Source organism: Vibrio xiamenensis, from assembly GCF_900100015.1.
In the GTDB taxonomy this organism is placed as follows: Bacteria; Pseudomonadota; Gammaproteobacteria; order Enterobacterales; family Vibrionaceae; genus Vibrio; species Vibrio xiamenensis.
In genome coordinates this window covers 86,313-112,201 of sequence record NZ_FNDD01000005.1, presented here as the reverse complement: position 1 = coordinate 112,201, position 25,889 = coordinate 86,313, and the positions used below count along the sequence as shown (strand labels likewise).

At 45.0% G+C, this 25,889-nt stretch carries 23 protein-coding genes; 9 read left to right on the top strand and 14 right to left on the bottom strand.

Features of this window, described 5'->3' with window-relative positions:
- Nucleotides 1-37: 37 nt before the first annotated feature.
- Nucleotides 38-1,231, bottom strand: coding sequence for a class I SAM-dependent methyltransferase (locus BLS03_RS06065; protein ID WP_093270862.1), 1,194 nt, complete (start codon nt 1,229-1,231; stop codon nt 38-40).
- 162 nt (nt 1,232-1,393) lie between these two features.
- Here BLS03_RS06065 and yccX point away from each other — a divergent pair, with 162 nt between their 5' ends.
- A complete protein-coding gene (gene yccX / locus BLS03_RS06060; protein ID WP_093270860.1) occupies nt 1,394-1,666 on the top strand; it encodes an acylphosphatase in 273 nt (90 codons plus the stop codon).
- Nucleotides 1,667-1,682: 16 nt separating this feature from the next.
- On the opposite strand, the gene BLS03_RS06055 is transcribed toward yccX, so the two are convergent.
- The 6 genes from BLS03_RS06055 to BLS03_RS06030 all read right to left on the bottom strand — a co-directional run bounded on the left by BLS03_RS06055 (nt 1,683) and on the right by BLS03_RS06030 (nt 7,189).
- Complete coding sequence (locus BLS03_RS06055) at nt 1,683-2,012, bottom strand: TusE/DsrC/DsvC family sulfur relay protein (RefSeq protein ID WP_093270857.1); 330 nt, start codon at nt 2,010-2,012, stop codon at nt 1,683-1,685.
- A gap of 123 nt (nt 2,013-2,135) precedes the next feature.
- A complete protein-coding gene (locus tag BLS03_RS06050) occupies nt 2,136-2,798 on the bottom strand; it encodes a Bax inhibitor-1/YccA family protein (RefSeq protein WP_093270854.1) in 663 nt (220 codons plus the stop codon).
- A 196-nt stretch (nt 2,799-2,994) separates the two neighbouring features.
- Nucleotides 2,995-3,744 (bottom strand): amino acid ABC transporter ATP-binding protein, encoded by a 750-nt coding sequence (locus BLS03_RS06045; RefSeq protein ID WP_093270851.1) that lies wholly within the window; start codon nt 3,742-3,744, stop codon nt 2,995-2,997.
- Between the two features lie 24 nt (nt 3,745-3,768).
- On the bottom strand, nt 3,769-4,863 hold the full coding sequence (locus BLS03_RS06040; protein WP_093270849.1) for an amino acid ABC transporter permease: 1,095 nt from the start codon (nt 4,861-4,863) through the stop codon (nt 3,769-3,771).
- A 1-nt stretch (nt 4,864) separates the two neighbouring features.
- Nucleotides 4,865-6,070, bottom strand: coding sequence for an amino acid ABC transporter permease (locus BLS03_RS06035; protein WP_093270846.1), 1,206 nt, complete (start codon nt 6,068-6,070; stop codon nt 4,865-4,867).
- A gap of 90 nt (nt 6,071-6,160) precedes the next feature.
- Complete coding sequence (locus BLS03_RS06030) at nt 6,161-7,189, bottom strand: amino acid ABC transporter substrate-binding protein (protein ID WP_093270843.1); 1,029 nt, start codon at nt 7,187-7,189, stop codon at nt 6,161-6,163.
- A gap of 461 nt (nt 7,190-7,650) precedes the next feature.
- On the opposite strand from BLS03_RS06030, the gene BLS03_RS06025 reads away from it, so the two are divergent.
- On the top strand, nt 7,651-8,586 hold the full coding sequence (locus BLS03_RS06025) for a precorrin-2 dehydrogenase/sirohydrochlorin ferrochelatase family protein (RefSeq protein ID WP_093270840.1): 936 nt from the start codon (nt 7,651-7,653) through the stop codon (nt 8,584-8,586).
- 59 nt (nt 8,587-8,645) lie between these two features.
- Here BLS03_RS06025 and BLS03_RS06020 read toward each other — a convergent pair whose 3' ends face one another.
- Together BLS03_RS06020 and BLS03_RS06015 are read right to left on the bottom strand one after the other, a co-directional pair.
- Nucleotides 8,646-9,131 carry a YajQ family cyclic di-GMP-binding protein gene (locus BLS03_RS06020; protein ID WP_093270837.1) on the bottom strand — a complete coding sequence of 162 codons (486 nt, stop codon included), beginning with the start codon at nt 9,129-9,131 and terminating at the stop codon, nt 8,646-8,648.
- An 18-nt stretch (nt 9,132-9,149) separates the two neighbouring features.
- The gene (locus tag BLS03_RS06015) at nt 9,150-10,202 is read right to left on the bottom strand and encodes a 3-deoxy-7-phosphoheptulonate synthase (RefSeq protein ID WP_093271111.1); all 1,053 of its coding nucleotides are present in this window, start codon (nt 10,200-10,202) and stop codon (nt 9,150-9,152) included.
- A 209-nt stretch (nt 10,203-10,411) separates the two neighbouring features.
- On the opposite strand from BLS03_RS06015, the gene BLS03_RS06010 reads away from it, so the two are divergent.
- Both BLS03_RS06010 and BLS03_RS06005 read left to right on the top strand, forming a co-directional pair.
- A complete protein-coding gene (locus BLS03_RS06010; protein WP_093270835.1) occupies nt 10,412-11,299 on the top strand; it encodes a putative PEP-binding protein in 888 nt (295 codons plus the stop codon).
- A gap of 98 nt (nt 11,300-11,397) precedes the next feature.
- Complete coding sequence (locus tag BLS03_RS06005; protein WP_093270832.1) at nt 11,398-11,874, top strand: PaaI family thioesterase; 477 nt, start codon at nt 11,398-11,400, stop codon at nt 11,872-11,874.
- Here BLS03_RS06005 and BLS03_RS06000 read toward each other — a convergent pair.
- Nucleotides 11,840-13,234, bottom strand: a complete 1,395-nt coding sequence (locus tag BLS03_RS06000) for a hypothetical protein (protein ID WP_093270829.1) — start codon at nt 13,232-13,234, stop codon at nt 11,840-11,842. The two genes, BLS03_RS06005 and BLS03_RS06000, sit on opposite strands and share 35 nt — an antisense overlap.
- A gap of 90 nt (nt 13,235-13,324) precedes the next feature.
- Here BLS03_RS06000 and BLS03_RS05995 point away from each other — a divergent pair, with 90 nt between their 5' ends.
- Complete coding sequence (locus tag BLS03_RS05995; protein ID WP_093270827.1) at nt 13,325-14,158, top strand: CvfB family protein; 834 nt, start codon at nt 13,325-13,327, stop codon at nt 14,156-14,158.
- 255 nt (nt 14,159-14,413) lie between these two features.
- Here the strand turns inward: BLS03_RS05995 and rsmF are convergent, their stop codons facing one another.
- The 4 genes from rsmF to BLS03_RS05975 form a co-directional block, all read right to left on the bottom strand.
- Entirely contained in the window at nt 14,414-15,838 is a 1,425-nt protein-coding gene (gene rsmF / locus BLS03_RS05990; RefSeq protein ID WP_093270824.1) for a 16S rRNA (cytosine(1407)-C(5))-methyltransferase RsmF, read from the bottom strand.
- A 103-nt stretch (nt 15,839-15,941) separates the two neighbouring features.
- Nucleotides 15,942-18,581, bottom strand: coding sequence for an MlaD family protein (locus BLS03_RS05985; RefSeq protein ID WP_093270821.1), 2,640 nt, complete (start codon nt 18,579-18,581; stop codon nt 15,942-15,944).
- The gene (locus BLS03_RS05980) at nt 18,574-19,830 is read right to left on the bottom strand and encodes a paraquat-inducible protein A (protein WP_093270818.1); all 1,257 of its coding nucleotides are present in this window, start codon (nt 19,828-19,830) and stop codon (nt 18,574-18,576) included. The genes BLS03_RS05985 and BLS03_RS05980 overlap by 8 nt, the downstream gene beginning before the upstream one ends.
- Nucleotides 19,831-19,868: 38 nt before the next feature.
- Nucleotides 19,869-21,665: an ABC transporter ATP-binding protein gene (locus BLS03_RS05975; protein ID WP_093270816.1), complete on the bottom strand. Its 1,797-nt coding sequence runs from the start codon at nt 21,663-21,665 to the stop codon at nt 19,869-19,871.
- A 92-nt stretch (nt 21,666-21,757) separates the two neighbouring features.
- Here BLS03_RS05975 and BLS03_RS05970 point away from each other — a divergent pair, with 92 nt between their 5' ends.
- The 4 genes from BLS03_RS05970 (at nt 21,758) to BLS03_RS05955 (ending at nt 25,774) form a co-directional block, all read left to right on the top strand.
- A complete protein-coding gene (locus BLS03_RS05970) occupies nt 21,758-22,231 on the top strand; it encodes a GAF domain-containing protein (protein ID WP_093270813.1) in 474 nt (157 codons plus the stop codon).
- Nucleotides 22,232-22,330: 99 nt separating this feature from the next.
- A complete protein-coding gene (gene proQ / locus BLS03_RS05965) occupies nt 22,331-22,960 on the top strand; it encodes an RNA chaperone ProQ (RefSeq protein ID WP_093270811.1) in 630 nt (209 codons plus the stop codon).
- 17 nt (nt 22,961-22,977) lie between these two features.
- On the top strand, nt 22,978-24,975 hold the full coding sequence (gene prc / locus BLS03_RS05960) for a carboxy terminal-processing peptidase (RefSeq protein WP_093270808.1): 1,998 nt from the start codon (nt 22,978-22,980) through the stop codon (nt 24,973-24,975).
- A 136-nt stretch (nt 24,976-25,111) separates the two neighbouring features.
- Nucleotides 25,112-25,774: a hypothetical protein gene (locus tag BLS03_RS05955; protein WP_093270805.1), complete on the top strand. Its 663-nt coding sequence runs from the start codon at nt 25,112-25,114 to the stop codon at nt 25,772-25,774.
- Nucleotides 25,775-25,889 lie beyond the last annotated feature (115 nt).

Here is a 25,889-nt window from a genome sequence, read left to right as displayed (position 1 = left end):
TGAGATCTCTTGTGTCATATTGTTTTAGATTATCGCGCTATAAAACTTTACACGCAAAGCCTTTTAAATAAAAACCTTCCGGATAGGCGGTATCGGTTGGGTGATCGGCAGCTTGTTCAAAACGCTCGACAAACTTGACGCTTCGTCCAGCATCAAGCGCAGCATCAGCAATAATTTTTTGAAAAAGCACTTGGTCCATTAAGCCAGAGCACGAGTAGGTCAGTAATGTGCCGCCTGGTTTTAGGATCTGCATGGCTAACATGTTGATGTCTTTATATCCGCGGCAGGCGCCGTTCAGTTGAGCTTTAGACTCGGCAAATTTTGGCGGGTCCATGATAACCACATCAAATTTGGTGCCTTGATCGCGATACTCACGCAGCAGTTTAAACACATCAGCGTTCAAAAATACCGCGCGTTTTTTAGAAATATCAAACTGGTTGAGCTCGGCATTGTGCTTGGCAGTATCTAATGCTGGTTGAGAAACATCGGCATTGATAACCCGTTTTGCACCGCCTTTAAGTGCGTAAAGCCCAAACCCGCCAGTGTATGAGAAGCAGTTAAGGACTTCTTTATCTTTGACGTATTTCATCGATTGTTGGCGACTGTCGCGTTGGTCAAGGTAGAAACCAGTTTTATGGCCATTTACGATATCTACGCTAATTTTAACGCCGTTTTCTTCAATTACGACGGAAGCTGGTGGAACGTCACCATGCAACACGCCAACCGATTCTTCTAGGCCTTCTTTTTTACGTACCGCCACATCTGAGCGTTCGTAAATATGGCAATCTGGGAAAATGGCTGTAAGAGCGTTAACTAAGTTCGTCTTTTGATACTCTGCACCTGCGCTGAGCAGTTGGCAAACTAAGTAATTTTGATATTTGTCGATAGTGATGCCAGGTAGAGCATCGGATTCAGCCGCAATCAGTCGAAAACCGGTAAGACCGTCACGCTGGATAATATCTTGTCTAAGGATGAGCGCATCTTGGATACGTTGCTCAAAAAAGGCTTGATTGATCTCTTGCGCTTCAAAACTCCATACTCGAGCACGGATTTGAGAATGAGGTGAGTAGGCGGCTTTGGCTAACCATTGACCGTCATGAGTAAAAACGTCAATCGTTTCACCAAGTTGTGGTTCGCCTTGGATTTTTTGGATGCCGCGAGAGAAGATCCATGGATGCTTGCGACGTAAAGATTTCTCACGTCCTTTGACTAGATAAATAGCAGGAGTCATTGCTTCAACAGGTCGAGTTTAAAAAGGGGGAACATTGTCGAGGAATGAAGAGGGAAAAGCAAATAAAATACCGAAAGGCAACATATGAAACTGGGCACTAAATGAGTGTTGTGTTGTCTACCAATGTGAGGAGCGAGAAAGAAAGTTTACTAGGAACATAATATGGATATTAAAAGTGAAAAGTTTCAAGTGTCAGGGTTGGTGCAAGGCGTTGGTTTTCGCTATCAAACTTGTCATCAAGGCTTAAAATTTGGCTTAGTTGGTTATGCAAAAAACCTCAATAACGGTGATGTGGAAGTGGTGGTCAGTGGTGACCCCAAAAATGTCGAACTGTTTGCTGAATGGATAAAAACCGGACCAAGAAATGCGTGGGTAGAGAATGTGGTGCGTGAGTCATTGACTCCCACGCGTTTTGACGGTTTTGAAATACTGTAATTTGAAGACAGCTGGGTTATAGGCATTTAGCCGGTTTTGGTAGCCCAGCTAATTTGGTCGCTTGTTTGGCAGGCCCTTGGCGAAAGAGTTTAAACAGGTATTTGCTGTTGCCTTTCTCTGGACCATGTTCTTTTTCCATCGCCTTTACCAACATACGAATTGCGGGCGAGGTGTTGAACTCTTCATAGAAATGGCGCACAAACAAAACGACTTCAAGGTGTGCGGGAGTGAGCTCAATGCCTTCTTGCGTGGCAAGGGTCTCAATCATGCCTTCTTCCCATTGGGTATAATCGAGCAAATAACCTTGTTTATCTGTTTCAATGGATTTGCCTTTGTACTCAAACATTGCTTTGTATTCCGACTGCTGTGCAAAATTGGCTATAGAGTAGCGAAGCCAGCGCTTGGGTCAATATTTTAGTGATAAAAAAAGCCCGTCTTTAAGACGGGCTTTTTATGTTCGAGCAACCAATTAGTCGTCGTTCATTACGCCAAGAATGCTTAGTAGGCTGATGAACAAGTTGTAGATTGATACATATAAAGTAATGGTGGCTGAGATGTAGTTGGTTTCACCGCCACGCACAATTTGCTGTGTGGTCAGAAGAATCGCACCTACAGAGAACAGGATGAACAAGCCACTCATTGCAAGATACAGCATTGGCATTTGCAAGAAGATGTTTGCAACCATACCGACAAGCAGTACCACAAAGCCCGCCATCAACACGCCACCTAGGAAAGAAAGGTCACGTTTAGTGGTAAGCGCGTAAGCTGAAGCGCCCATAAATGCCAAGGCGGTACCACCTAGAGCAGTAACGACCACATCGCCCATACCAGCGCCAACATACATGTTAAGGATTGGACCTAGCGTGTAGCCAAGGAAACCGGTAAACAGGAAGGTAAATACCAAACCAAGACCGTTGTTGCGGTTTTTCTCAGTCAGGAACAGCAGACCGTAAAAGCCCACCAGCATAATAATAATTCCTGGGCGAGGTAGGTTCATTGCCATTGAGATGCCAGCCACTACTGCTGACCAAACCAACGTCATCGAAAGCAGTGCATAAGTATTGCGTAGCACCTTGTTCGTTTGTAACGCACTGTCTTGGGTAGAAGTGCGAGTATACATAGGACTGTTCATAATCTTCCTCATCGGAGTGTTTTACTTATATGTACATATATGGGCTTGAAAGTTCAAAATTTCAAGCCCTTTATTGTATAGAACTTATGAAAATAATAATGGAAATAAAGGCTTAAGTATTGATTAGAATGTAACACAATATAACAAAAAAAAAGAGGCGATAAACGCCTCTTTTAAATTACAGAAAAGCCTGATTTTAATGGTGAAGTATCTGAGCCAAGAAGTTCTGTGTGCGGTCTGATTGCGGATTTTCAAAGAAATCGATTGGGTTGTTTTCTTCGATAATTTCGCCAGCATCCATGAAAATAACGCGGTCTGCCACTTCTTTAGCAAAGCCCATTTCATGGGTGACACACAACATGGTCATGCCTTCTTCGGCGAGTTCGACCATCACGTCCAATACTTCGCGCACCATTTCTGGGTCCAGTGCGGATGTCGGTTCATCAAACAGCATCACTTGAGGGTTCATACACAATGAGCGGGCGATCGCCACACGTTGCTGCTGACCACCAGACAATTGACCAGGGTATTTATCCGCTTGATCTGGGATTTTAACACGCTCTAGGTATTTCATCGCTAACGCTTCTGCTTCTTCTTTAGGCATTTTCTTAACCCAAATTGGTGCGAGCGTGCAGTTTTGTAATACCGTCAAATGAGGGAAAAGGTTGAAGTGTTGGAAACACATACCAACTTCTTTTCGCACTGCTTCGATGTTTTTCAAATCTTCGGTCAGTTCTGTGCCGGATACAATGATTTGGCCTTTTTGGTGCTCTTCAAGGCGGTTGATGCAGCGAATCATCGTCGACTTACCTGAGCCAGAAGGGCCACAGATAACGATCTTTTCGCCTTTTTTAACGTTTAAGTTGATGTTTTTTAGAACGTGGAACTCACCGTACCACTTGTTCATGTCTTTAATCTGGATCATAGCATCTTGTTGCGTAGTCATAATATATGTCCTTGATCTTTAAAATTATCGTTTGTGACCGGTGTGGAGTTTATGCTCGAGCCAAATCGAATATCTCGACATGCCAAAACAGAATATCCAGAACACCAACGCGACAAATACGTAACTTTCAGTGGCAAAACCAAGCCAATCTGGATCCGTGTTCGCAGATTGACCAATACCTAATACATCAAACATCCCGATGATGAGTACCAGACTGGTATCTTTAAATAAGCCGATGAAGGTATTTACGATCGAAGGAATCGTAATTTTCAGTGCTTGAGGAAGAATAATCAGGCCGATTTTCTTCCAGTAGCTTAGCCCTAGAGCATCGGCTGCTTCATATTGTCCTTTTGGAATCGCTTGTAGACCGCCGCGAATCACTTCCGCCATGTAAGCGGCCGAGAACATCACCACACCAATTAACGCACGAAGCAATTTATTGATGTCTGACCCTTCAGAAAGGAACAGCGGTAGCATCACCGATGCCATAAACAATACTGTAATCAGTGGAACGCCACGCCAAACTTCGATGTACACAGTACAAAGACTGCGAATGACTGGCATATCGGAGCGACGGCCCAGTGCCAAAATCACACCGATAGGCAGTGACACCACGATACCGACTAACGCAATGACTAGCGTGACGAGCAATCCGCCCCAGCGGTGAGTCTCAACCACTTCCAAGCCAAATACACCGCCATACAGCAATGCTGCAATCAAAAACGGATAAATATTGACGAAGAATAGCCAGATCCAAGTGCGCTTAGGGGTTTTCTCGTAAGCGAGCAGCGCAACAAAAATTGCCAGTGTTGCGTAAAATAGGCGAGGGCGCCACAGTTCCGCTTCTGGGTAGAAACCGTACATGAACTGTTCCCAGCGCACGCTGATAAATACCCAACACGCGCCATCACTGGTACATGCATCACGAGTGGTGCCGACCCAATCAGCATCCAAAATTGCCCAGTTAAACACTGACCAAATCGCTGAAAATGCCAAATAAGCCAGAATCACCGTAACAATTGAGTTTAGCGGGCTGTTAAACAAGTTTTTTCTTAGCCACCCAACAAAGCCAACAGTGTTTGCTGGTGGTGGCAGATCAGGTTGAAATTCGTGTTTCATCTTATCTCTCCACCAACGCAACTTTACGGTTGTATAGGTTCATCAATGCTGAGGTAAACAAGCTTAGTGCAAGGTAAACGCCCATTGTCATCGCAATGATTTCTATTGATTGGCCTACCTGGTTGAGGGTTGTACCTGCAAAAACGGAGACTAGATCTGGATAACCAATCGCCATCGCCAGCGATGAGTTTTTGGTCAAGTTCAGATATTGGCTGGTCAGCGGTGGAATAATGATTCGCAGTGCTTGAGGAATAACGACCAATTTCAGCGTTTTTGAACGAGGTAAACCTAGCGACATTGCCGCTTCAGTTTGTCCGTGGCTGACGGCGTTAATGCCCGAACGGACGATTTCAGCAATAAACGCAGCGGTATAGACGCTCAGCGCAAGCAGTAGCGCTGCTAATTCTGGAATGATCGCAAAGCCGCCGCGGAAGTTAAAGCCTTTAAGCTCTGGATAGTCGGCGTGAATGGGGGAACCTGCAAGGAAGTACACAACCAAAGGTAAACCGATACAAAGTCCAAGGACAATACGTCCCATTGGGGTTTGCTGGCCCGTCAGTTTTTGTTTGTTTTTGGCCCAGATGCTGACAACTAAGGTTGCAATCACGCCGAATACAAAGGCTGCACCGACGATACCACTGCCAGATTCAAACACTGGCGAAGGCAAAAACAGACCGCGAACGTTCAAGAATACCGAATCACCAATGCTCATGCTCTGTCTTGGCGACGGAAGCGTTTGCAGCACGGCGAAATACCAAAATAGAATTTGGAGCAGCAGCGGAATGTTACGGAAAATCTCGATATAAACAGCGGCTGCACGGCTGACCAACCAGTTAGAGGATAGACGAGCAATACCAATAGTAAATCCGAGAACGGTAGCAAAGATAATACCGAGGAAAGAGACCAACGCGGTGTTGAGTAAGCCGACCACGAAAGTTCGTCCGTAAGTATAAGTTTCGTTGTAGTCAATTAAAGACAGGCCAATCCCAAAACCCGCTTTTTTGTCTAGAAAGTCGAAACCGGTCGCGATGCCGCGAGCTTCTAGGTTATTAAGGGCGTTATCTACAGCGGTGTAGAAGAAGAAGATCAAAGCTGCTAACGCAATAATTTGGAAAGCAACAGATCGAAATGTGGGATTGTATAAAAGGCTAGCGTTGGAAGTCGGTGACTTAGCAGACCCAGACGCAGCAGTATTAGTAGGTTTCATACAGCTATAACCTCAAATCCAATGTATGCATAAGGGCGGTGCATGTTCGACACCGCCCATAGATTACTTTTTTGTAGGTAAATGCACTAATTAGCGGATTGGTGGCGCGTACATAAAGCCGCCTTCATTCCACAATGCGTTTACACCACGAGAGATTTGAAGCGGAGAGCCTTTACCAACAGTGCGCTCGAAGCTCTCACCGTAGTTGCCCACTTGCTTGATGATTTGGTAACCCCAGTCGTCACGAATACCTAGACCTTGGCCTTTAGGACCGTCAACACCTAGGATACGAGTAACGTTTGGATCTTTAGATTTCAGCATTTCATCAGCGTTTTTCGATGTGATGCCGTACTCTTCTGCGTTAACCATCGCAAATAGAGTCCATTTTGCTACGTTGAACCATTGGTCGTCGCCTTGACGAACCACTGGACCTAGCGGCTCTTTAGAAATGATTTCTGGTAGTACCATTGCTGAATCTGGGTTTTGTAGGTTTAGCCGAAGTGCGTAAAGACCAGATTGGTCAGTAGTTAGCACGTCACAACGACCTGCGTCAAAACCTTTAGATGTTTGTGCTGAAGTATCAAATACGACTGGCTTGTAAGACATACCGTTGTTACGGAAGTAGTCTGCTAAGTTCAATTCTGTTGTGGTACCAGATTGAACACAAACAGATGCGCCATCCAGTTCTTTTGCACTCTTGATGCCTAGATCTTTCTTAACCATAAATCCTTGGCCATCGTAGTAGTTTACACCTACGAAGTTAAGACCTAGCGCGGCGTCACGTTGTAGTGTCCAAGTTGTGTTACGAGACAAGACATCGATTTCGCCAGACTGAAGTGCAGTAAAACGTTCTTTTGCCGTTAGAGGAACATATTTGACTTTTGTCTTATCGCCTAGAACTGCCGCTGCAAGAGCTTGACAGTATTCTACGTCGATCCCTTCCCATTCACCTTTAGAGTTTGGGTTAGAGAAGCCTGGTAGACCAGTACTTACGCCACAAGTTAAGTATCCTTGTTTTGTTACTTTGTCTAACGTGCTGTCTGCTGCTGATGCAGTATTTGCAACTAATGCAGTAGAAGCGGCTATGACTGAAGCAATAAGTGTTAGTTTATTTGCCATGTGTATCCTTCCTGTATGATCCATGTTAAACCAAGTAAAACTTGGAATTGCGTACTTATTGATGTTGTGTTTTGTTGTTTTGAGTTGAAAATTTGATTGACTTCACAATCTATAAAAATCAACTATTTATAAGTTTAGAAAGGGTTTTGCTATTTCTCAAATGTATCATTTGAAAAGATTTTTATTTTGTAGTGCAATCCCTTTACTGACAAGAATGACGAAATGTAAGCTGAATGTAAATAGTGCAGAACCTCTCAATAATGGTGCAACAGGATGATTTTGAAAACTTTATTCATTCCATTAGCGTTAACGATCGATAAGATTTTGGCTTGGCGATATAAAATTCTAATAATAGTTATAAATTCGATAGGAAATTATTCTAAGAGCCGCTAGGGGTGATGTCTTTGCACTATTTTTGGTAGTATGGTTTTGTTGGTCAATTAACATATTCAAGGAATGAAATGCAGTATTTTCCTCTATTTTTAGACTTATCTAACAGAGCAGTCCTCGTTGTTGGCGGTGGGGAGGTGGCTTGTCGAAAGATCGATAGCTTGCTACGTGCAGGTGCACAAGTGACGATTATTTCACCGAATATTGAACCGTATTTGCAGCGTCTTGTAGAACAAGATAAATGTGTCTGGATACAGAATTTTTATTCAAGTGAACACATACGAGCAGAATATGTGCAAGTTTGGGCGACGACCAATAATCCCGAGCTCAATCATCAAGTTTATGCTGATGCTAAGAAAGCTCGAATCCTTGTTAATGTTGTGGATGATCAACCTTTTTGTGACTTTATCACTCCTGCAATGGTTAACCGCGGTCGAATACAGCTCGCCATTTCGAGTGGTGGTGCATCGCCGGTTTTAGTGCGTAATATCCGTGAACAACTTGAGTCGATGTTTGCTCAGAACTTAGGTTATCAAGCGGAGTATGCGGCGTCTAAACGTAACGATATTAAGCGCGTGCTACCTTCGGTTGATGATAGAAGAAAATTTTGGGAGCGCTTTTTCGACCATCCGGATATTGAGCATTGTAAAACTCGCCAACAGTTTGAAACGCTTTATCAAGAAATGCTCTATGCAGAAGTCGAAGATAAGGCATCGATTACCTGGATCGAATACGGTGAGGACGTAGAGCTTTTACCATTGAAAGCACTGCGTTTGATGCAGCGCGCCGAGAAAATTTTTCATGAACAATTTTGCCCTTTTGGCTTTGTGGATTTGGTACGCCGTGATGCTGAGCGTGAAGGGTTCATAAGCGAAATAGAGTTAGCTGCGTTTTTGGAAGACGTGCGCCGCGACAAACTGCGCGTATGTGTGTTTATTCCGCCTAACTCAACCAAATATCATTTATTGCGCGGCGATGACCTGTTTATTCGCCTTGGCAAAGCCTAAAAAAATCCCGCTGAAAGCGGGATTTTTCTTTAACCGAGACACTGTTTATGAACAGTGGGTTAATCGCGAAAGTTATTAAACTGGAAGGGTTGGCCTAGTTCGGCTTGGCGAATCGATGCGATAGCGGTTTGTAAATCATCACGCTTCTTACCGGTAACTCGCACTTTATCGCCCTGAATTGACGCTTGGACTTTCAATTTGGCTTCTTTCAGGTGCTTGACGATCTTCTTCGCCATATCCGTTTCAATACCTTGTTTAAACGCGATAGTTTGATGCCATTTTTTTCCTGTTGCTTCAGGTTCTTTGGATTCCATAGAATCGGCATCGACACCGCGTTTGGCAAGATGTCCACGCAAAATATCGCGTATCTGCTTAAGCTGAAAATCGCCTTCAGCACTCAGTTTTACGGTTTCATCCTTTAGCATTTCGATAGTGGCATCGACATTGCGAAAGTCAAATCGAGTAGTGAGTTCACGCGCTGAGTTCTCAACGGCATTGCGAAGTTCGACAGTATCGATTTCAGAAACAATATCAAATGAAGGCATGGTTTTTTCCTTACAAGATTACATTCGTTGTTTTACGGCTTTTGCCAGCATTTCTAGCATGGTTTCGGTGTCGTCCCAACCCAAACAAGGGTCGGTAATGGATTTACCATACTCAAGATTTTGAAGGTCTTCCATTGATTGGTTGCCTTCTTTAATAAAACTCTCGGCCATAATACCAGCGACTTGGTTCTTGCCAGAGAGAATTTGTTTACAAATGTCTTTGGCAACATCCAGTTGTTTACGATGTTGTTTTTGACAGTTGGCGTGACTAAAGTCGATCACTAGCCGGGCAGGCAAGTCGAATTGCTTGAGCTGCTCACAAGCGTGTTCTACTGAGTCGGCATCGTAATTTGGGCCACTGTCACCGCCGCGTAAAATTACGTGACCAAATGGGTTCCCGCTGGTTCGGTACACTGTCATGCGACCGTTTTTGTCTGGGGAATAGAAATAGTGCGACGCTTTGGCGGCTCGAATCGCGTCAATGGCGATTTTAACATTGCCGTTGGTGCCATTTTTAAAGCCCACCGGGCATGATAGGGCTGACGCCATTTCACGATGAATTTGCGATTCTGTGGTGCGAGCGCCAATGGCGCCCCAGGTGATCAAATCGGCAATGTATTGGCCGGTGATCATATCGAGAAATTCGGTAGCGGTGGCAAGGCCCAGTTTATTGACATCGAGCAGCAGTTTACGCGCTTTATTTAGCCCGCTTTCCAGTGCGTAAGAGCCATCTAGATTTGGATCTGTGATTAAGCCTTTCCAACCTACCACTGTACGCGGCTTCTCAAAGTAGGTGCGCATAACAATAAATAATTCGTCTTTATAACGCGTCTGCAGATTGGCTAGGCGCTGAGCGTAATCAAGCGCGGCGTCGGTATCATGGACAGAGCATGGGCCGACAATCACTAACAGTCTGGAATCTTTACCGGTGAGAATGTTTTCGACTTGCAGACGAGAATGGGCGATTCGCTCTGCAACATCATCGGTAATCGGGTGAGTATTACCAAGCTCTGCGGGCGTTGGCATCGGACCTAAAGCCTGGGTTCTTAATTCATCAGTTTTCTGTGGCATATCATCGGCCGTCATTTTTATTTCGAAGCGGTAAAGATAACGGAAACTGCCTGCGGAATAAACCACTTATCGTGAAACTGGCTCTGTAGTCAGAGGGGAAAGTGAAATGAAATTCACTTTTTGTTGTTAAACATATTTTTAGCCTTGTGTTCCACGCTGGCTGTCGGTATGTTCACACTATTGATTATTATAATTTATACGGAGCAATGATGAGCACGGAGAATGCAAACACACTACATCCTTCGCTAGCATTGGGGGACGCTCTGCCGTCGCATGGGCAAAACAGCGGCGCACAACATATTTATGTTTCATTGGCTGATATGATTTCCGAGCATATCTTTTACCACCCAGGTTACGAAAGCGCGGAAGTTCAGCTCAGTGAAATCGATCAAAGCTCGATTGATGCGATTATCGGTGCACAGCCATTAGCTGAGCATTTTGTCTCGACTATGGTGGAGAAGATCACCGAATCTATTACAGCTAATCATAAAGCCGTTCGAGTTTCACTCAGTGATTCAGATAGCTACATGTTCCGCACCCTATTAGGTGGCCAGTTTGAACCAGAAGAGATTAACCCTGCGTTAGGTCTTCGCGGCGTGTCTCGATTCGCAACAGAGTCTTATTCGCCAGTGTTTGCGCTTGAGTGTGAGGTGGTGAAAAAACTTCGTGCAACAGGCGTGGAAGTGGAAGTGGTTGTGCCTTTTGTTCGCACTCTGTCTGATGCGGCAAAAATCATCGACTTGCTAGCCGAACAAGGCTTGTCTCGTGGTCAAAATGGCTTGAAAGTATCCTATTGTGTTGATGTGCCGTCGTCAGCATTGCTTGCCGATAAACTGCTGCCATATTTCGATGGGGTGGTTGTTGATATCGAAAACCTCGCGCAAACCACGTTGGGTATTGATCGCTACAGCCCTTTGCTTGAGTATCTATTTGATGCCGATAATGATGCGGTATTGCAATTGGTTAAAGGAACTATCGCGGCCGCTCGCGAATGCGCTAAACCTGCGCTGGTACTCAGTAGTGGATTGCTGGGCTATCCAAAACTGATGGATCTGCTAAGTGAGCAGGGCGCTCTTGACGTGGTTGTGACATCGTAACCTTATTTGATTCAGTTAGCACAATTGTTAACAAGTTGTTGCTATAGAAGTAAAAAAACAGTTAACTGGCCTAGTGTGTTTATGACTAGGCCTTTTTTATGTTCTCTGATCTTCAGAAAGCAAACTTTTATCTTAACTGGTTTGCGTTTTCCAAAGTGCCGCTCATTTGGAGCTGCCGTCCCAAGCTTCTTGCATTAGATAACAATGCCGTGGAGATAAAAATCCCACTCAAACATAAGACCAAAAATCACCTCAACAGTATGTATTTTGGCGCACTAGCGATTGGTGCCGATTTGGCGGGCGGATTTTTGGCGATGCATAAAGCCAAACTGAGAAGTAAACCTGTCTCTTTGGCATTTAAAGCTGTCGATGCACAGTTTTTAAAACGCCCGGAAGCGGATGTTCATTTTCACTGCCGAGATGGCAATATTATTGACGAGATGCTAGAAGAAACCATCGCGACTGGTCAGCGCGTCAATCAAGCGGTGACGATTATCGCCACCTGCCCGTCGCTAAATGGCGACGAACCGATGGCGGAATTTACTCTGACGCTGTCGTTGAAATGTCGTTCGTAGACAGATCATGAAGCGGGATTTTCTCGATCGCGACAATCTTGCTGCGGTTGAGGACAACCTTCCAGCGATAATAATGAGGGCCTGACGACTTACTTTCTTCTTTAATGATTAAGTTAAGCAGGTGACGTTTTTCCACTGATTCACGGGAGACTTGGTTATTATTTAGGGTGTAAACCTTGTTGGCGCCCTTATCCATTAATCGAGTAATAGCCCGCATATTGACGATCATCGATTCACGAGTTTCTTCATATCCACTTAAGAATTTGGACGTCGACATTTCTGTTTCTGAGCTGTAGTGAAGGATGGTTTCTTCGCGTTGTACCACTCGCTTCTTACGAATCATTTGAATGCGATCGGGCAGTTTAAGTAGAGAAGTATAATCCAGCCATTCCAGTTTCTGACCCACGGCCTTGTTGGTCGTCGGGTCAATATACACTTTGCGCCATTTCGGTTTGCCTTTGCGAAACATTCGCCACAGAACATCGCGTAAGTCATCTTTGAAAATTTCCCGCAGTGCATACACAAACGACATCGCAATAATAAATGAGGCGGTAATTTCCCCCCAATAATCGCGAGCTAGAACAGCGGTAATGGTGACAAATACCATCACCAGACCGGTCGCCATGCCTTTGACGGCGCGCTTAACATTCTTGCCAAGAGACGTGGTTTTCTCTTTCAGTACAATGGGATGCTCAATCAAGCGTCGTAACAAGCGCATTTTATTACTCATGCGCGTGACGTCGTCACGTACGTGCTGCGAGTTATAATCGTTGAGCTTACGATGGGCTTTTTCACGTTCGACAATCGTCACCAAACGTTCTTTGATGGTGCGATAGTCGCCTTCACGAGGTAGGTGGGCAACTAACGATAAAAAGCGCTGCTCGGTATACCACGAGAGGTAATTATCGATATTCGCGTAGTAACGTTTTAACCCTTCTTCATAAGGGATGCTGCGCCTCAAACGCTTAAGAATGTCTAACGCTAATTCGATAACTTCGTCGACTTCGTCGGCGCTGACTTCTTGTCCTTGTTCGTGCTTATTAAGTTGGCTTACCGCTTTATCCAGCGCAATCACATATTGATAGGCAAATAAGCTTAAGCTGACTCGGTATTGTGTCGAGGAAAGGCGGCCACGCTTGGCCAGACGACTGTGAACCAAAGGCAGTAAGGTTTGATCACTGTAATAGGTGCGTTTTTGGGTAATCGAGCTATAGTAAAATTCGTTTTCCTGCACGACATCCGCAGACAGTCCCAATTCACCCGGGACAAAAAGATAGATATCTAGAGTCGACTTCTTATTGGATGTCATCGAATGGGAAATTTTTAAATTAATGCCGTCTTGTTTATCAACGGTGACCAAGCAATGACTCCTTAAAATAGTTGAATTATCTAGCGAAAGCATACCAGAGTTTAGGTATAATCGCCGCAAATTTAATACGAGATACCAGAGATGATTAAAGTTGGCCAAATTAACCGCCTTGAAGTGACAAGCAAAGCGGAGTTCGGAGTGTTTTTAGATGCCGGAGAATATGGCTCGACCCTATTACCCTACAAGCTCGCGCCGGAAGGTCTTGACGTAGGACAATCTGTCGATGTGTTTATTTATTTTGATTCAGATAGCCAAATTGTCGCGACCACCGAAACGCCGATTGCCCAAGTGGGTGAATGGGGATTAATGCAGGTAGTCGGCGTCAATAGCACAGGCGCGTTTGTTAATTGGGGTATCAAGAGTAAAGATCTTTTGATTCCATTTAGTGAACAGCGCGGTCGTCTGGCCGAAGGCAAAACTATTCTTGTGTACGTCTATACGGATAAAGCATCCGGACGCATTGTTGGTACGACCAAATTTAATAAGTGGTTGGATAACACGCCAGCCAACTACAAGGTCAATCAGGCGGTGGATTTGCTGATTGCAGAGCGCAGCGACCTTGGCTTCAAAGCCATTATTAATGGTGAGCATTGGGGAATGATTTTCCCATCCGATGTGTTTGGCAAACTGTTTGTTGGCAAAAAGCTCAAAGGGTATATCAAACAAGTACGTGCCGATGGCAAAATCGACCTCAGCTTGCAGAAAGTTGGCGTGGCCAAAATGGACGATTTGAGTTCGAAAATCCTTGAACTTTTGGAAAAGAAAGGCGGTTTTCTGCCATTAAGCGATAAATCGTCTCCAGAGGCGATTTTTGCCGCGTTTCGTACCAGTAAGGGTACCTATAAAAAAACCATCGGTGGTTTGCTGAAACAAGGCAAAATTCGCATTGAAAAAGATGGGATTTATTTGGTTTAAAGCGCGCGTTTAAATTGTTTACGCCCACGCTAGGCTTCGCACTGTGCGTGGGTGTACTCAAGGAAATCGAGCGCCAAACTAAGCCGATAGCCTGATACAAACAAAGCTCTCAAAAAGAGGCCCAAAACTGATCCTGTTTCGGGCCTAGGGGAAGGGCTCTTAAAGAGCCTGCGCTAATGTGTTACTTACCTAAAGTGTAGTGGAACAGTACCATTTAGCGAGGCACAGACAGAATTTCATCCTATAGTTTGCCAGCTAGAATAAGTTTTTATCTCTAACCAGTTCACGAGGCAGACCATTTTTAATTCGGTTGCCGACCCATTTCCCAAGTCCAATCACGTGGTTATCTAGGCTGACCAACACTTCGCCGAGGCCAGACAGCGATTCTGGGCGGATATCGCGTCCCATAAACCATTCCCGCGCTTGTTCAATAGAAAGTTCTACGCAGCAGGTTTCTTTGCCTGTCGCCAAACTGGTTGCGACCTGATGTTGCCAGCGATAACCCTTTTTATGAGTTTGGGCGATTTTGATCCCCATACGCGAAAAACGCAATTCGCCGAGCATGGGCTCTAACGCCTGTGGAAACAGCCATACATCGTCATCACGTAGCCAAATTTGGCTCTGTAGCGGTAGGTCGATACCCAGCTGCGCATTGAGCGCTTGTTCGATCTCTTGAGTTTGTTTGGTTGATGCTTTTACAAAGGGGAATTTGCCAAGGCGCTTTTTCACTTTAGGGGCAGGCGCCGAGCCGAGCTTGCGTAGCTTGGCAACAAAAAAGCCTTCACTGTCAAAGATTTGAGGGAAGACGTGTAGAAAGCCTTCTTCAGTTGTCGCTTTTTCAGCATTTGGGAATAGGTGTTGTAAAGACTCAAACTCAACCAAATCGCCAAAGGTTTGTTTTAGGTGTAAGCATACCTCTTGGTTCTCTTCAACGCTGAGGGTACAGGTGGAATAAACCAAGCTGCCGCCAGGTTTAAGGGCGTGAAATGCACTCTCTATCAGATCTTTCTGGGTTTCAGCGATTTCAAGCGTGGAAGCCTTGCTCCAGTTTTTCATCGCATCGGCATCTTTGCGTACCGTCCCTTCGCCAGAGCAAGGCGCGTCGAGTAATACCGCATCAAACTGCTCAGGTAGCCAGCCACCAAATACTCGCGCATCAAAATTGCTCAGTGCGGCGTTACGAACGCCGCAGCGTTCAATATTGGCGTGCAGGACTTTGACTCGGCTTGAAGAGTACTCATTAGCCACCAATACGCCTTGGTTTTCCATTAGCGCTGCGATTTGGGTGGTTTTAGAACCGGGGGCTGCGGCCATATCCAGAACCGACTCAAATTCGCATTTGCTGTCGGGAAATAGCGCGGTAACGGGCAGCATCGAAGAGGCTTCTTGAATGTAAAACAGCCCAGTCATGTGCTCAGCGGTATTACCGAGTGGCACTTGTGATTCATCCGCGTCAATCCAAAAACCTGTGTCACACCAAGGAATCGCCGTAAGCTCCCAGTCTTTGCGTTTCGCCAAAGCTTGAAAATCACCAACCGAGATTTTCAGCGTATTAACGCGAATACTTTTACGCAGCGGCGTCTGACAAGCGGAGATAAAGTCGTCCATCGAAAGATTCGATGGCAGGATGCGCGCCATTTCGGCGAGGAATTCTTCTGGAAGGTAAACGTTGGTATGCAAGTGTCTGTACCGATATAAAATTTGTCAGCAATTATACTGAAAAACACAAAAAACGCAGCGTCTTCGCTGCGTTTTATCTATGTACTAAAGTGTCGGAATGGGATTAAGGTTTTGGAATGGCCGTGCGCCACTTGGTCCACGTTTCTTCCGGCTCTGGGTAGAGGAAGAAGGATTGTCCAGCTTGTGCTTGTGGCGACAGCGTTTTTTGCTCAGGCGTGGCAAAGGTAATGCCGCCGCGTACAATGCTGTCTATGGTACCTGCTTTGATGTCCGCGCCAGAAAGTCCAAATGAAATATCTACCCCCGAAGTATTCCAAAATACGGTATTACGGCGCACTAAGTAGGCGTATCGAGGTTCTATAGAGATAGTGGTTAGCACACGATCGGCAAAATCGCCCAATTTCACCTTAGTGACATGACCAACTTCAATATCGCGGTAATAAACTGGCGTACCTTCAGAGACAGAACCGCGACGCTCGCTTTGCAGGCTAAACATCACGCCTTGTTGGCTAAATGGCGACTGCGATAGCGTAAAGTCATAGCGCGCGGTGCCGGTACCTGGTTTAACGTGAATGGCCTGCGCAAAAAGGCCTTCGATGTTTTTAACGCCGCCAGTCAGTGAAACTTGCGGTTTCTGCTGCCAAAAATAGGAACCCGAGCGCGCGATTTTAGCCGAATAAGCGGGTAATACATGGGCTTTAAGAACCACACGGTTATGCTCGAAATCCGGGCTGACATCGGATACTTCACCAATATTGACGCCGTTATATTTGATTGGCGTACCTGCGGTCACCGAAGTTTCACCTTTGGCAATGAGGGTGATCAGTTGGCCAAACTTACGTGCTGATTTCAGATCTGGGTAGAGCTTCCACTGGGCATTTTGTTTGTTTTCGACGCCCGGCATGGAGTCAAACGCAATACCACCTTGAATTAAGGTTTTGAGTGGTGCCGCTTTAACACTGACACCTTCGGTGAGGGACGCTTCAATATCCACTCCTGAGCGATTCCAAAATACCGTTTGCGATGTGATCAAGTATTTGTATTGATTCTCAATGGTTGCCGAGATAACAACGCCGCCGCTGACCAATTTAAAATCGTCTATTTTGCCCACTTGCAAGTTACGGTATAGCAAAGGGCTGCCTTTCGATATCGACGGTAACTCATTGGCAAACAGAGAAATTTTGTAGGAACCAGATAAGTTGTATTTAGCCAATTCGGCCAGTGATTGGTTAGCGAACAAGGTGTATTCATGTTTAGTACTCGATTCACCTTCGCTGGTAAAGCTAATTGACCCGGTTAACAGTTGTTTCGCAGGCGGTACAGTGACATTAAGCCCAGACTCAGTGAGCTCGGCGCTGGCGCTACCGGTGACAAAAAAGCGACTTTGGGTACGAATCAAATTGGCGTATTTATTATCGATTAGCAAATCAAAGCGCACCTTGTCATTGTTGAGGCTGACTTTACTAACGTTACCAACCGCAAATCCGCGATAAAGTACATTGGCACCCGCATCCAGACCAAAGGAGTTATCTGCATCGAGTTGAATCGCAATTGAACGTGCCAGTTGACGGTCAATTTCACTTTTTCGATATGCGGTAAAGTAGCGAGAACGATCGCCTTTACCCGGTACTAGGGTCAGGAAATTGCCGGTCACTAGGTTACCGATATGTTCAACACCGGATAGAGAGACCTTGGCTTCTTCAAGAATAAAGCGGGTTCCACTATTGAGCATGTCGCTAAAGGCGGGCTGAATGGCCGCTGATGCCACGATGTTCTTCTTATCTTTGCCCAGTTGTAAGTCGGTGACCTGGCCGATTTCAATGCCGCGGTACATAATTGGGGCGCCAGAGCGACTGATGCCGTTGTCATCGGGAAGCGCAATTTTGACTGGAATACCACGACCGGCAGTTTTAAGGTCAGGGTAGAGTTTAAATTGGGCGTTGTCTTTAACGGGCTCACCGCCATCCGGAGAATCGACCGCAATGGCGCCGCCAATCAATGAACTCAGGCTATCCACTTTGACATCAATGCCTTGAAAACCAATGTTGGCGCCGACGCCACTGACATTCCAAAACCGGCTCTCATCGGTAATCAGTCGACTGTATTCTTTTTGAATCGATGCTTGGATGAGCACCGATTTGGCGTCTTTATCTAATTGGTAGTTATACACTTCACCAATCGGGATTTTTTTATAGATGATGTGTGAGCCAACCGTAATGCCGCCAAGGTCTGCTGAGCGTAGACTGATGTTCAGTCCTTGTTTGGGCACGATATCCGATGGTGCACGTTCAAGGGCGGTGAAGACGGTTTCTGGCTCTTCCTCAATATTGCTCGGTTGAATCGCAATGTAATTACCTGTGACCAGCGCATCTAATCCTGAAATACCCGATAAGCTAGCGGTCGGTTTGACCAGCCAAAAGCGCGTACCTTTAGACAGCAGCTGCGTTGCTTCCGGATAAACATCCGCATCGACGTAAATGCTCTCTAAATCGTCTGATAAGTTGATATCTCTCACCATACCCACTTCTAAGCCTTGATAGCGAATAGGGGTTCTGCCTGCTATCAATCCTTGTGCTTCGGCAAAATGAATTTGGATGCTTTGCCCCGCATCATGAATCGCTTTCACCACCAACCAGCCGGCAAGCAGCATAGTGACGATCGGCAGTAACCAAAGCGGAGAAATGCCTCGGTTACGTTTGATTTCAGGTGAATAAGACGTTTGGTTAGAGGATGGTTTATTCATTACTCAGCTCTTGTTGTTCTTGCGAGGCATTGGGGTAGTTATCCCAAATAAATCTAGGGTCGAGGCTTTCAGCGGCAAGCATGGTAAACACCACGACAAGTCCGAATGCGACAGCGCCGTATCCAGGTGTAAAATCGAGGATTTGTCCGCGATCGACCAAGGTCATCATGATGGAAATGACAAACAAATCCAGCATAGACCATTTACCGATCCACTTGACGACGAAGTAGATGACCATACGTTGACGGTGAAATATTTCGCGCTTGAAGCGAATCGCTAATAGTAGGTAGGCGAGTCCGACAATTTTGGCGATCGGAACCACGATACTGGCGACAAATATAATGATCGCGATGCCTGTCATACCGGTGTTGACCAAGGTCGCAACGCCAGAAAAGATAGTATCTTCCAGTCTCTGACCGTTAGTTAACAGCACTGAAATCGAAATTAAATTGGCTGGGAAAACAGCGATTGTTGCTGCGAGAAGCAGCGCGGTGGTTTTCTGCAGCGACTGAGGTTTGCGATAGTGAAGCGGCTCTCCGCAACGTAAACAATGGCTGTTCTCCGGTTGTGACAGATGGCAATTCTCGCAGTGAATCTTTTTGTTGTGGAATAAGTAATTGGCTTCTTCATCCCACTCTTCCCAGTAACGTCGCACACTGACGCGAGTAATGAGCAATACAGTACACAGCTGCAGGAGGACTAAACCGTAAAGCGCCGGTCCGATAAAAATATCCGAGTAGTCTTGAAGTTTGAAACAAGACACTGCCACACTGGCTAGAAACACATCAATCATTGCCCAGTGTTTGAGTTTTTGTACCAAAATCAGGCTCCACTTAAACATCTGAAAATGGCGAAAGTGCAGGGCAAGATGTGCACCAACGACGGATAAACACACTAAAAACGGCGCAATGGAGCTGCAAAATAGCACCAAAAAAGCCAAGAAATAGAAACCTTCGTGGGCCAGAGAAAATACGCCAGATGGCAATGTCGCGGGAATATTCACGCCGACTAAACGAATACTGATGAAGTTAAAAAAGTGCGAGGGAATAAACAGCAGTACACAGGTAATTGCGATGGATAAGTTACCTTGTAACGATGGGGCGCCACCACGGTATAACTGCGTACCGCAACGTGGGCAGTAGGCACTGCGACCCCGCGGAAGCGATACTACGTCCACAGGTAATTCGCAGCCTTGGCAGAGACGAATCGATGATGTGTCGCTCTGGTGGCTCGTCACTTCACGACACATAGCATGCCTTAGGAATGATGTTGTGTGACCTTGTCACTTTAGCCGTGTTGTTGTACTGCGCCATAAAGAGTTTGATAAAGACCTTGTGTATTGACCAATTCACCGTGAGTACCTGTTTGACCGACTTTCCCGTCTTCAAGTACATAAATGATGTCCGCCTGTTTTACTGCCGAGAGTCGATGCGCGACGATTAACGTTGTACGATCTCGTAAAAATTCAGCTAAGGCTTGATGCAGCGCTGCCTCGGTTGAGGTATCCAGTGCCGATGTTGCCTCATCTAAGATGACGAATTTCGGATCGGTTAATATCATTCTGGCAATAGCAAGACGCTGTCTTTGTCCGCCAGATAAGCGAATGCCGCTACGGCCAATCTGTGTATCAAGCCCTTCGCTCAACTGAGAAATAACATCCTGCATTTGCGCTATTTCGAGTGCTCTCCACAGTAGTAAATCATCGTAATTCGAACCAAGGGTGAGGTTGTGCCTGAGAGTATCATTGAAAAGTATAGGCTGTTGTAGTACCACCGCGATGTGATTACGAATAATATCAAAAGTGATATCGTCAGCTGGCTCACCGTTGAACTTGATCGTGCCTGAATCTGGCTGATAGACACCAATCAGCAGTTGTATCAAAGTTGATTTACCGCCGCCGCTTGCCCCAACTAGCGCAACCTTTTTTCCCGCCGGTATCGTTAAGCAAAGATCGTTTAACACGGTATGACCTTGATGATAACCAAAGCTGACATGTTCAATTTGGACATCCACTTCTTTATCGAGATTAAAGGGATTGACCTTACTCACCGGGCGCGGCTCTTCTTCAATCTCAAGTAAGGTGTTAATGCGCTGCAGAGCGGCTTTGGCGCTATACCATGAAAATTGAATCCCCAGCAGTTCTTGTACCGGGGACAACATAAACCACAAATAACCAAATACGGCGAAGATCTGGCCGATGGTTAAGTCACTAAAGAGCACCATCAGCATCGCAACGCCGCGAAACAGTTCAAAACCGACCAAGAATAATAAGAAGGACAATCGACCAGCTGCTTCCGATTGCCAAGCAAACTTATCGGCATCGACACGGATTTGATTGGCGTTCTTTTTCAGCTCGGCGAGAAACTCGCGTTCCTTGTTTGCAGCACGTAATTGATAGATACCGTCCAAGGTTTCCACTAAGCGATTTTGAAACCGCTCGAATGATTGGTTCTCTCTTTGCTTTAAGTGTTTGACTTTACTCCCAAGTTTGCGAGAAAAATAAATAACTATCGGATTTACTAATAGAATGAATAACCCTAAGCGCCAGTCGAGCCACAATAGCACCACAGCGGTGCCTATGATGGTCAGGGCACCGATGAGAAATTTACTTAGCGTTGTGCCAATGAACTGATCGATGGTTTCGATGTCTGTGATGATATGGGCATTGATTCCGCCGCTGCCGCGGGTTTCGTATTGACGAATACTGATGCGGCCGAGTTTATCGATCATCTTGCTACGCATTTGGTAGGTAATGGTTTTCGATACTAGGGTGAATTGACGGCTCTGAACGATATTAAGCAGTTGGCTGCCGGCACGCATGACGATCACTGCAAATAGGGTGAGAAAAATGTAGCCGACAGGGGTTTGCCAGGATAACGGAAGTAGGGCGTCCATGATTTGGATTCCCGTGCCTGGTTGGTTAAGTAACACTTCATCAACCATTAAAGGCATTAGTAAAGGTATGGGTACGCTGAGCAATGTTGCAGCAATCGCTACGATATTTGCTAAGAATAACTTTGACTTATGCTTTTTTACTTGAGTTATCAACCAAGAACGGCTAATAGTGTTGATATTATGTGTCATTTTATTAATGAGAATGAATGCTATTTAAATTGTGATTAAAAATTGTACGCACAATAGTAATAGAAGTCTCTAATTTTCAGATGGATGTAGTTATGAAAATAGAACATTATCAACGCTTGACTAAACAAGCTGTCGCGCTAATCGAGTCAGAAACCGATCTTATTGCCAACCTTTCGAATATCAGCGCCTTAATTAATATGGAACTTGACCGCCTTAATTGGGTAGGTTTTTATCTAATGAAACAGGGCGAATTAGTGTTAGGTCCGTTTCAAGGTAATCCAGCGTGTGTGCGTATTCCAGTTGGACGTGGCGTTTGTGGTACTGCGGTTGCAGAAAACCAAGTACAGCGTATTTATGATGTTCATCAGTTTGAAGGCCACATTGCTTGTGATGCTGCCAGTAACTCTGAGATTGTCATTCCATTTGAAATTAATGGAGAAGTGGCAGGCGTGCTTGATATCGATAGTCCAGAAGTTGGCCGTTTCAGTGAGGTTGATGAGGAAGGTTTAACGTTTTTGATGAAAGAAGTCGAAAAGCTGCTTAATTCGCACGCTATCGAAGGATAAATTGAGTTTATGGAGTGGTTTTTCCCTTACAGGTCTCTATAATACCTGAAATATTTATCTTAATGCGCGCGGAAAACCCCGTTATAACCAGGAATCCTCATGGAAAACACTGAAAAGTTAAAAAACAGCAAAGAAGTCATTGCATATATTGCTGAATGTTTCCCTAAATGCTTTACTCTTGAAGGTGAGGCAAAACCTTTAAAAATTGGTATATTTCAAGATCTTGCGGAGCGTCTAACTGACGATCCTAAGGTAAGTAAAACTCAGCTTCGTGCGGCGTTAAGACAATACACTTCATCATGGCGTTATCTTCATGGCGTAAAGCCAGGAGCCATTCGTGTTGATCTCGATGGTAATGAGTGCGGTGAGCTAGAAGCAGAACACGTTGAACATGCTCAAACAGCTCTTGCAGAAAGCAAAGCTCGCGTTCAAGCTCGTCGTAAAGAGCAAGCGCAAAAAGTTCGCGAAGAAGCTAAAGCTAAAGCAAAACCAGCTAAGAAAAAGCCTTCTCAACCTCGTCGCCCACAAGCTAAAACCCAAAAATCTGAAGCTCCTGTTGAAACGCGAGCTCTGAATGCAGACGAAATCACTGTCGGTAATCAGGTAAACGTCAACATGGGTAAAGGAAATATGGCTGCAACAATCGTTGAAATTAATAAGGAAGATGTGCGAGTTCAACTTTCTAACGGCCTACAAATGGTTGTGAAAGCGGAGCACCTGCGCGCTTAAAGGAGATACTCCTACGCATGAAATGCCGTTCAAAAATTACCCTAATCGCTGCTAGCCTTTGGCTAGCAGCTGCCTCAGCAAATGCCGTAGAACCAAATATCAGTCTTAGTGACTTACCGGTTCTCGCCCCAGAAGCTCAGCACACCACCGCCAGTAAGCGTGTTACTTCTCGCTTAACGCGTTCTCATTACAAGCACTTCGATCTCAATGACGATTTTTCTAAGCATATCTTTAAGCGATATGTTGAGATGCTTGATTACAATAAAAATGTCTTTACTCAAGCGGATATCGACTCGTTTAAAGATTGGTCAGTACAACTTGATGACCAACTGAAAGCGGGCGACAACCAGATTGCGTTTGATGTTTACAATTTGTCAGTCAAACGTCGTTATGAGCGTTTTAAATACGCCTTGTCTTTGCTTGATAATGAAATGACGTTTGACAGCGATGAGTCGATTGAACTTGATCGCAGTGAAGAAGCATGGCCGAAAAATGAAGCGGAGCTGAATGAGCTGTGGCGTAAGCGCGTCAAATACGACGAGTTAAATCTCAAACTGACGGGTAAAGAGTGGCCTGAAATCAAAGAAACCTTGGTCAAGCGTTACAATAATGCGCTCAAGCGTTTAAGCCAAACTCATAGCGAAGATGTGTTCCAACTTTACATCAACGCATTTGCTCGTTCGATAGACCCTCATACCAGCTATCTTTCTCCTCGCAGCGCAGATCAGTTCCAAACTGAAATGAATCTGTCTCTTGAAGGGATCGGTGCCGTACTGCAAATGACCGATGATTACACGGTGATTCGTTCTTTGGTCGCTGGTGGTCCTGCATCTAACAGTAAGCAGTTGGCGGAAGGCGATCGCATCATTGGTGTGGGTCAGGACGGCGAAGATGTGGTGGATGTTATCGGTTGGCGTTTGGATGATGTCGTGCAATTAATCAAAGGGCCGAAAGGTACTAAGGTTAATTTGCAGATTCTCCCTGAAGGCAAAGATGCGAAAGCGCAAATCATCACTTTGGTTCGTGACAAAATTCGTTTGGAAGACCGAGCGGTTAAATCTGAGCTGATTGAAAAAGATGGTAAGAAAATCGGCGTTTTAGAAGTGCCAAGTTTCTACGTGGGATTGGCGAAAGATACCGATAAGCTTATCACCGAACTTAAACAGAAAGGTGTTCAAGGTATCATCGTTGATTTACGAAATAACGGTGGTGGCGCGCTAACCGAAGCGACAGCATTATCAGGTCTGTTTATTACCAGCGGTCCTGTTGTTCAAGTTCGTGACAGCTATGGACGTGTTAACGTCAATAGCGATACTGACGGTAAGAGCAGTTACGATGGTCCAATGACGGTACTGATCAACCGTTACAGCGCCTCGGCTTCTGAAATTTTTGCCGCGGCTATGCAAGATTATGGTCGTGCGATTATCCTTGGCGAAAACTCTTATGGTAAAGGAACCGTGCAACAGCATCGTTCACTGAATCATATTTACGATCTGTTTGATAATGAGTTGGGCTACGTTCAATACACGATTCAGAAATTCTACCGTATCAATGGCGGAAGTACGCAAAATCGCGGTGTAGCACCAGACATCGCATATCCCACTCCAATTTTGCCAAGCGAAACAGGGGAAAGTGTTGAGGATAATGCGCTACCTTGGGACAGCATCGATAAAGCTAAGTATCAAGAGTTACACCGTAACAAGGCGTTGATTGCTAAATTGCAAACAGAGCATAAAGCGCGTGTCGCGAAAGATTTGGAATTCCACTTTATTGATCAAGATATTGCGAAATACAAAGCAGAGAAAGACGACAATACTTTGTCACTAAACGAAAAAGTTCGTGAGCAGCAAAGTAAAGAAGCCGATGAAAGCAAATTATCTCGCATAAACCAACGTCAAAAACAGCAAGGTAAACCGACTTATAAATCTTTGGACGACGTGCCTAAAGATTATCAAGAGCCAGATGCGTATTTAGATGAATCCGTTTCTGTCATGGTCGATATGCTAAACGGATGAATTTGGTAATAAAGTATTAAAGCGAGCGGATACCGCTCGCTTTTTTTATGTTTCTAATAATGTGATTTAAGTCAAATATTTTCGCTTTTTGTGACCAAGGCACCTACGCTTAAAGAAAAGCACGGGGGATTGCTTTATGAGATGGACATTGATCATCATCGCTTGTTTAAGCTTGCCTGCTCTGGGAACAAAACTAAAAGACAATAGTGACCTCACTCAATTTGATCAGCCTTTTTTATTAGGCGATTGGTATTTAATTAATCCTAATATGGAGAATCCGACTGAGAATTTTCGAGCCGTGAAGCTCAGCCTTGATTCCAACTACAACTTTTCGATTGATATACAGAAACTTGACTACAGCGTGGACCATTGGGAAGGGTTATATACCGCTAACGATGAAACTTTGATTCTTGGTGTGAACAGTTCTGACCCTCAGGCTTACCAATATGAAAGTAATCATAACATGCTGAATTTAAATGGTATTACTTTTACTAAGGCGCTTCCAAATTCGCTCGCTGGTATCTGGGCAAGTGCACATTTATCAGGACAAGATGTTGAATCGAGCAAGCTTAATAGTGTCGACCTCATATTACAGCCCGATTTCGTGTTCATGTTCCGCGTGAGTAATACCAATGGCACTGAAGCTATTCATCAAGGTGTGTATTACACAGAAGGCGATCACTTAGTGCTTTTGTATGAGGATGGTGAACATGACACTCGGTATACACTTAACCGTGATACCTTGACGCTGGAATTGGAAGAAGGTGATGTTTACGCCGTACTAAACCGCATTAAGTAATAACTAGTCACTGAGTATTATTTAGACAATGTAGCTGGTGATTTCATCATCGCTAGTAAATTTACGAGGTATAAAGCGATTATGCCTCGTTTTTTTGTTTTGGGAGAGGTAAGCT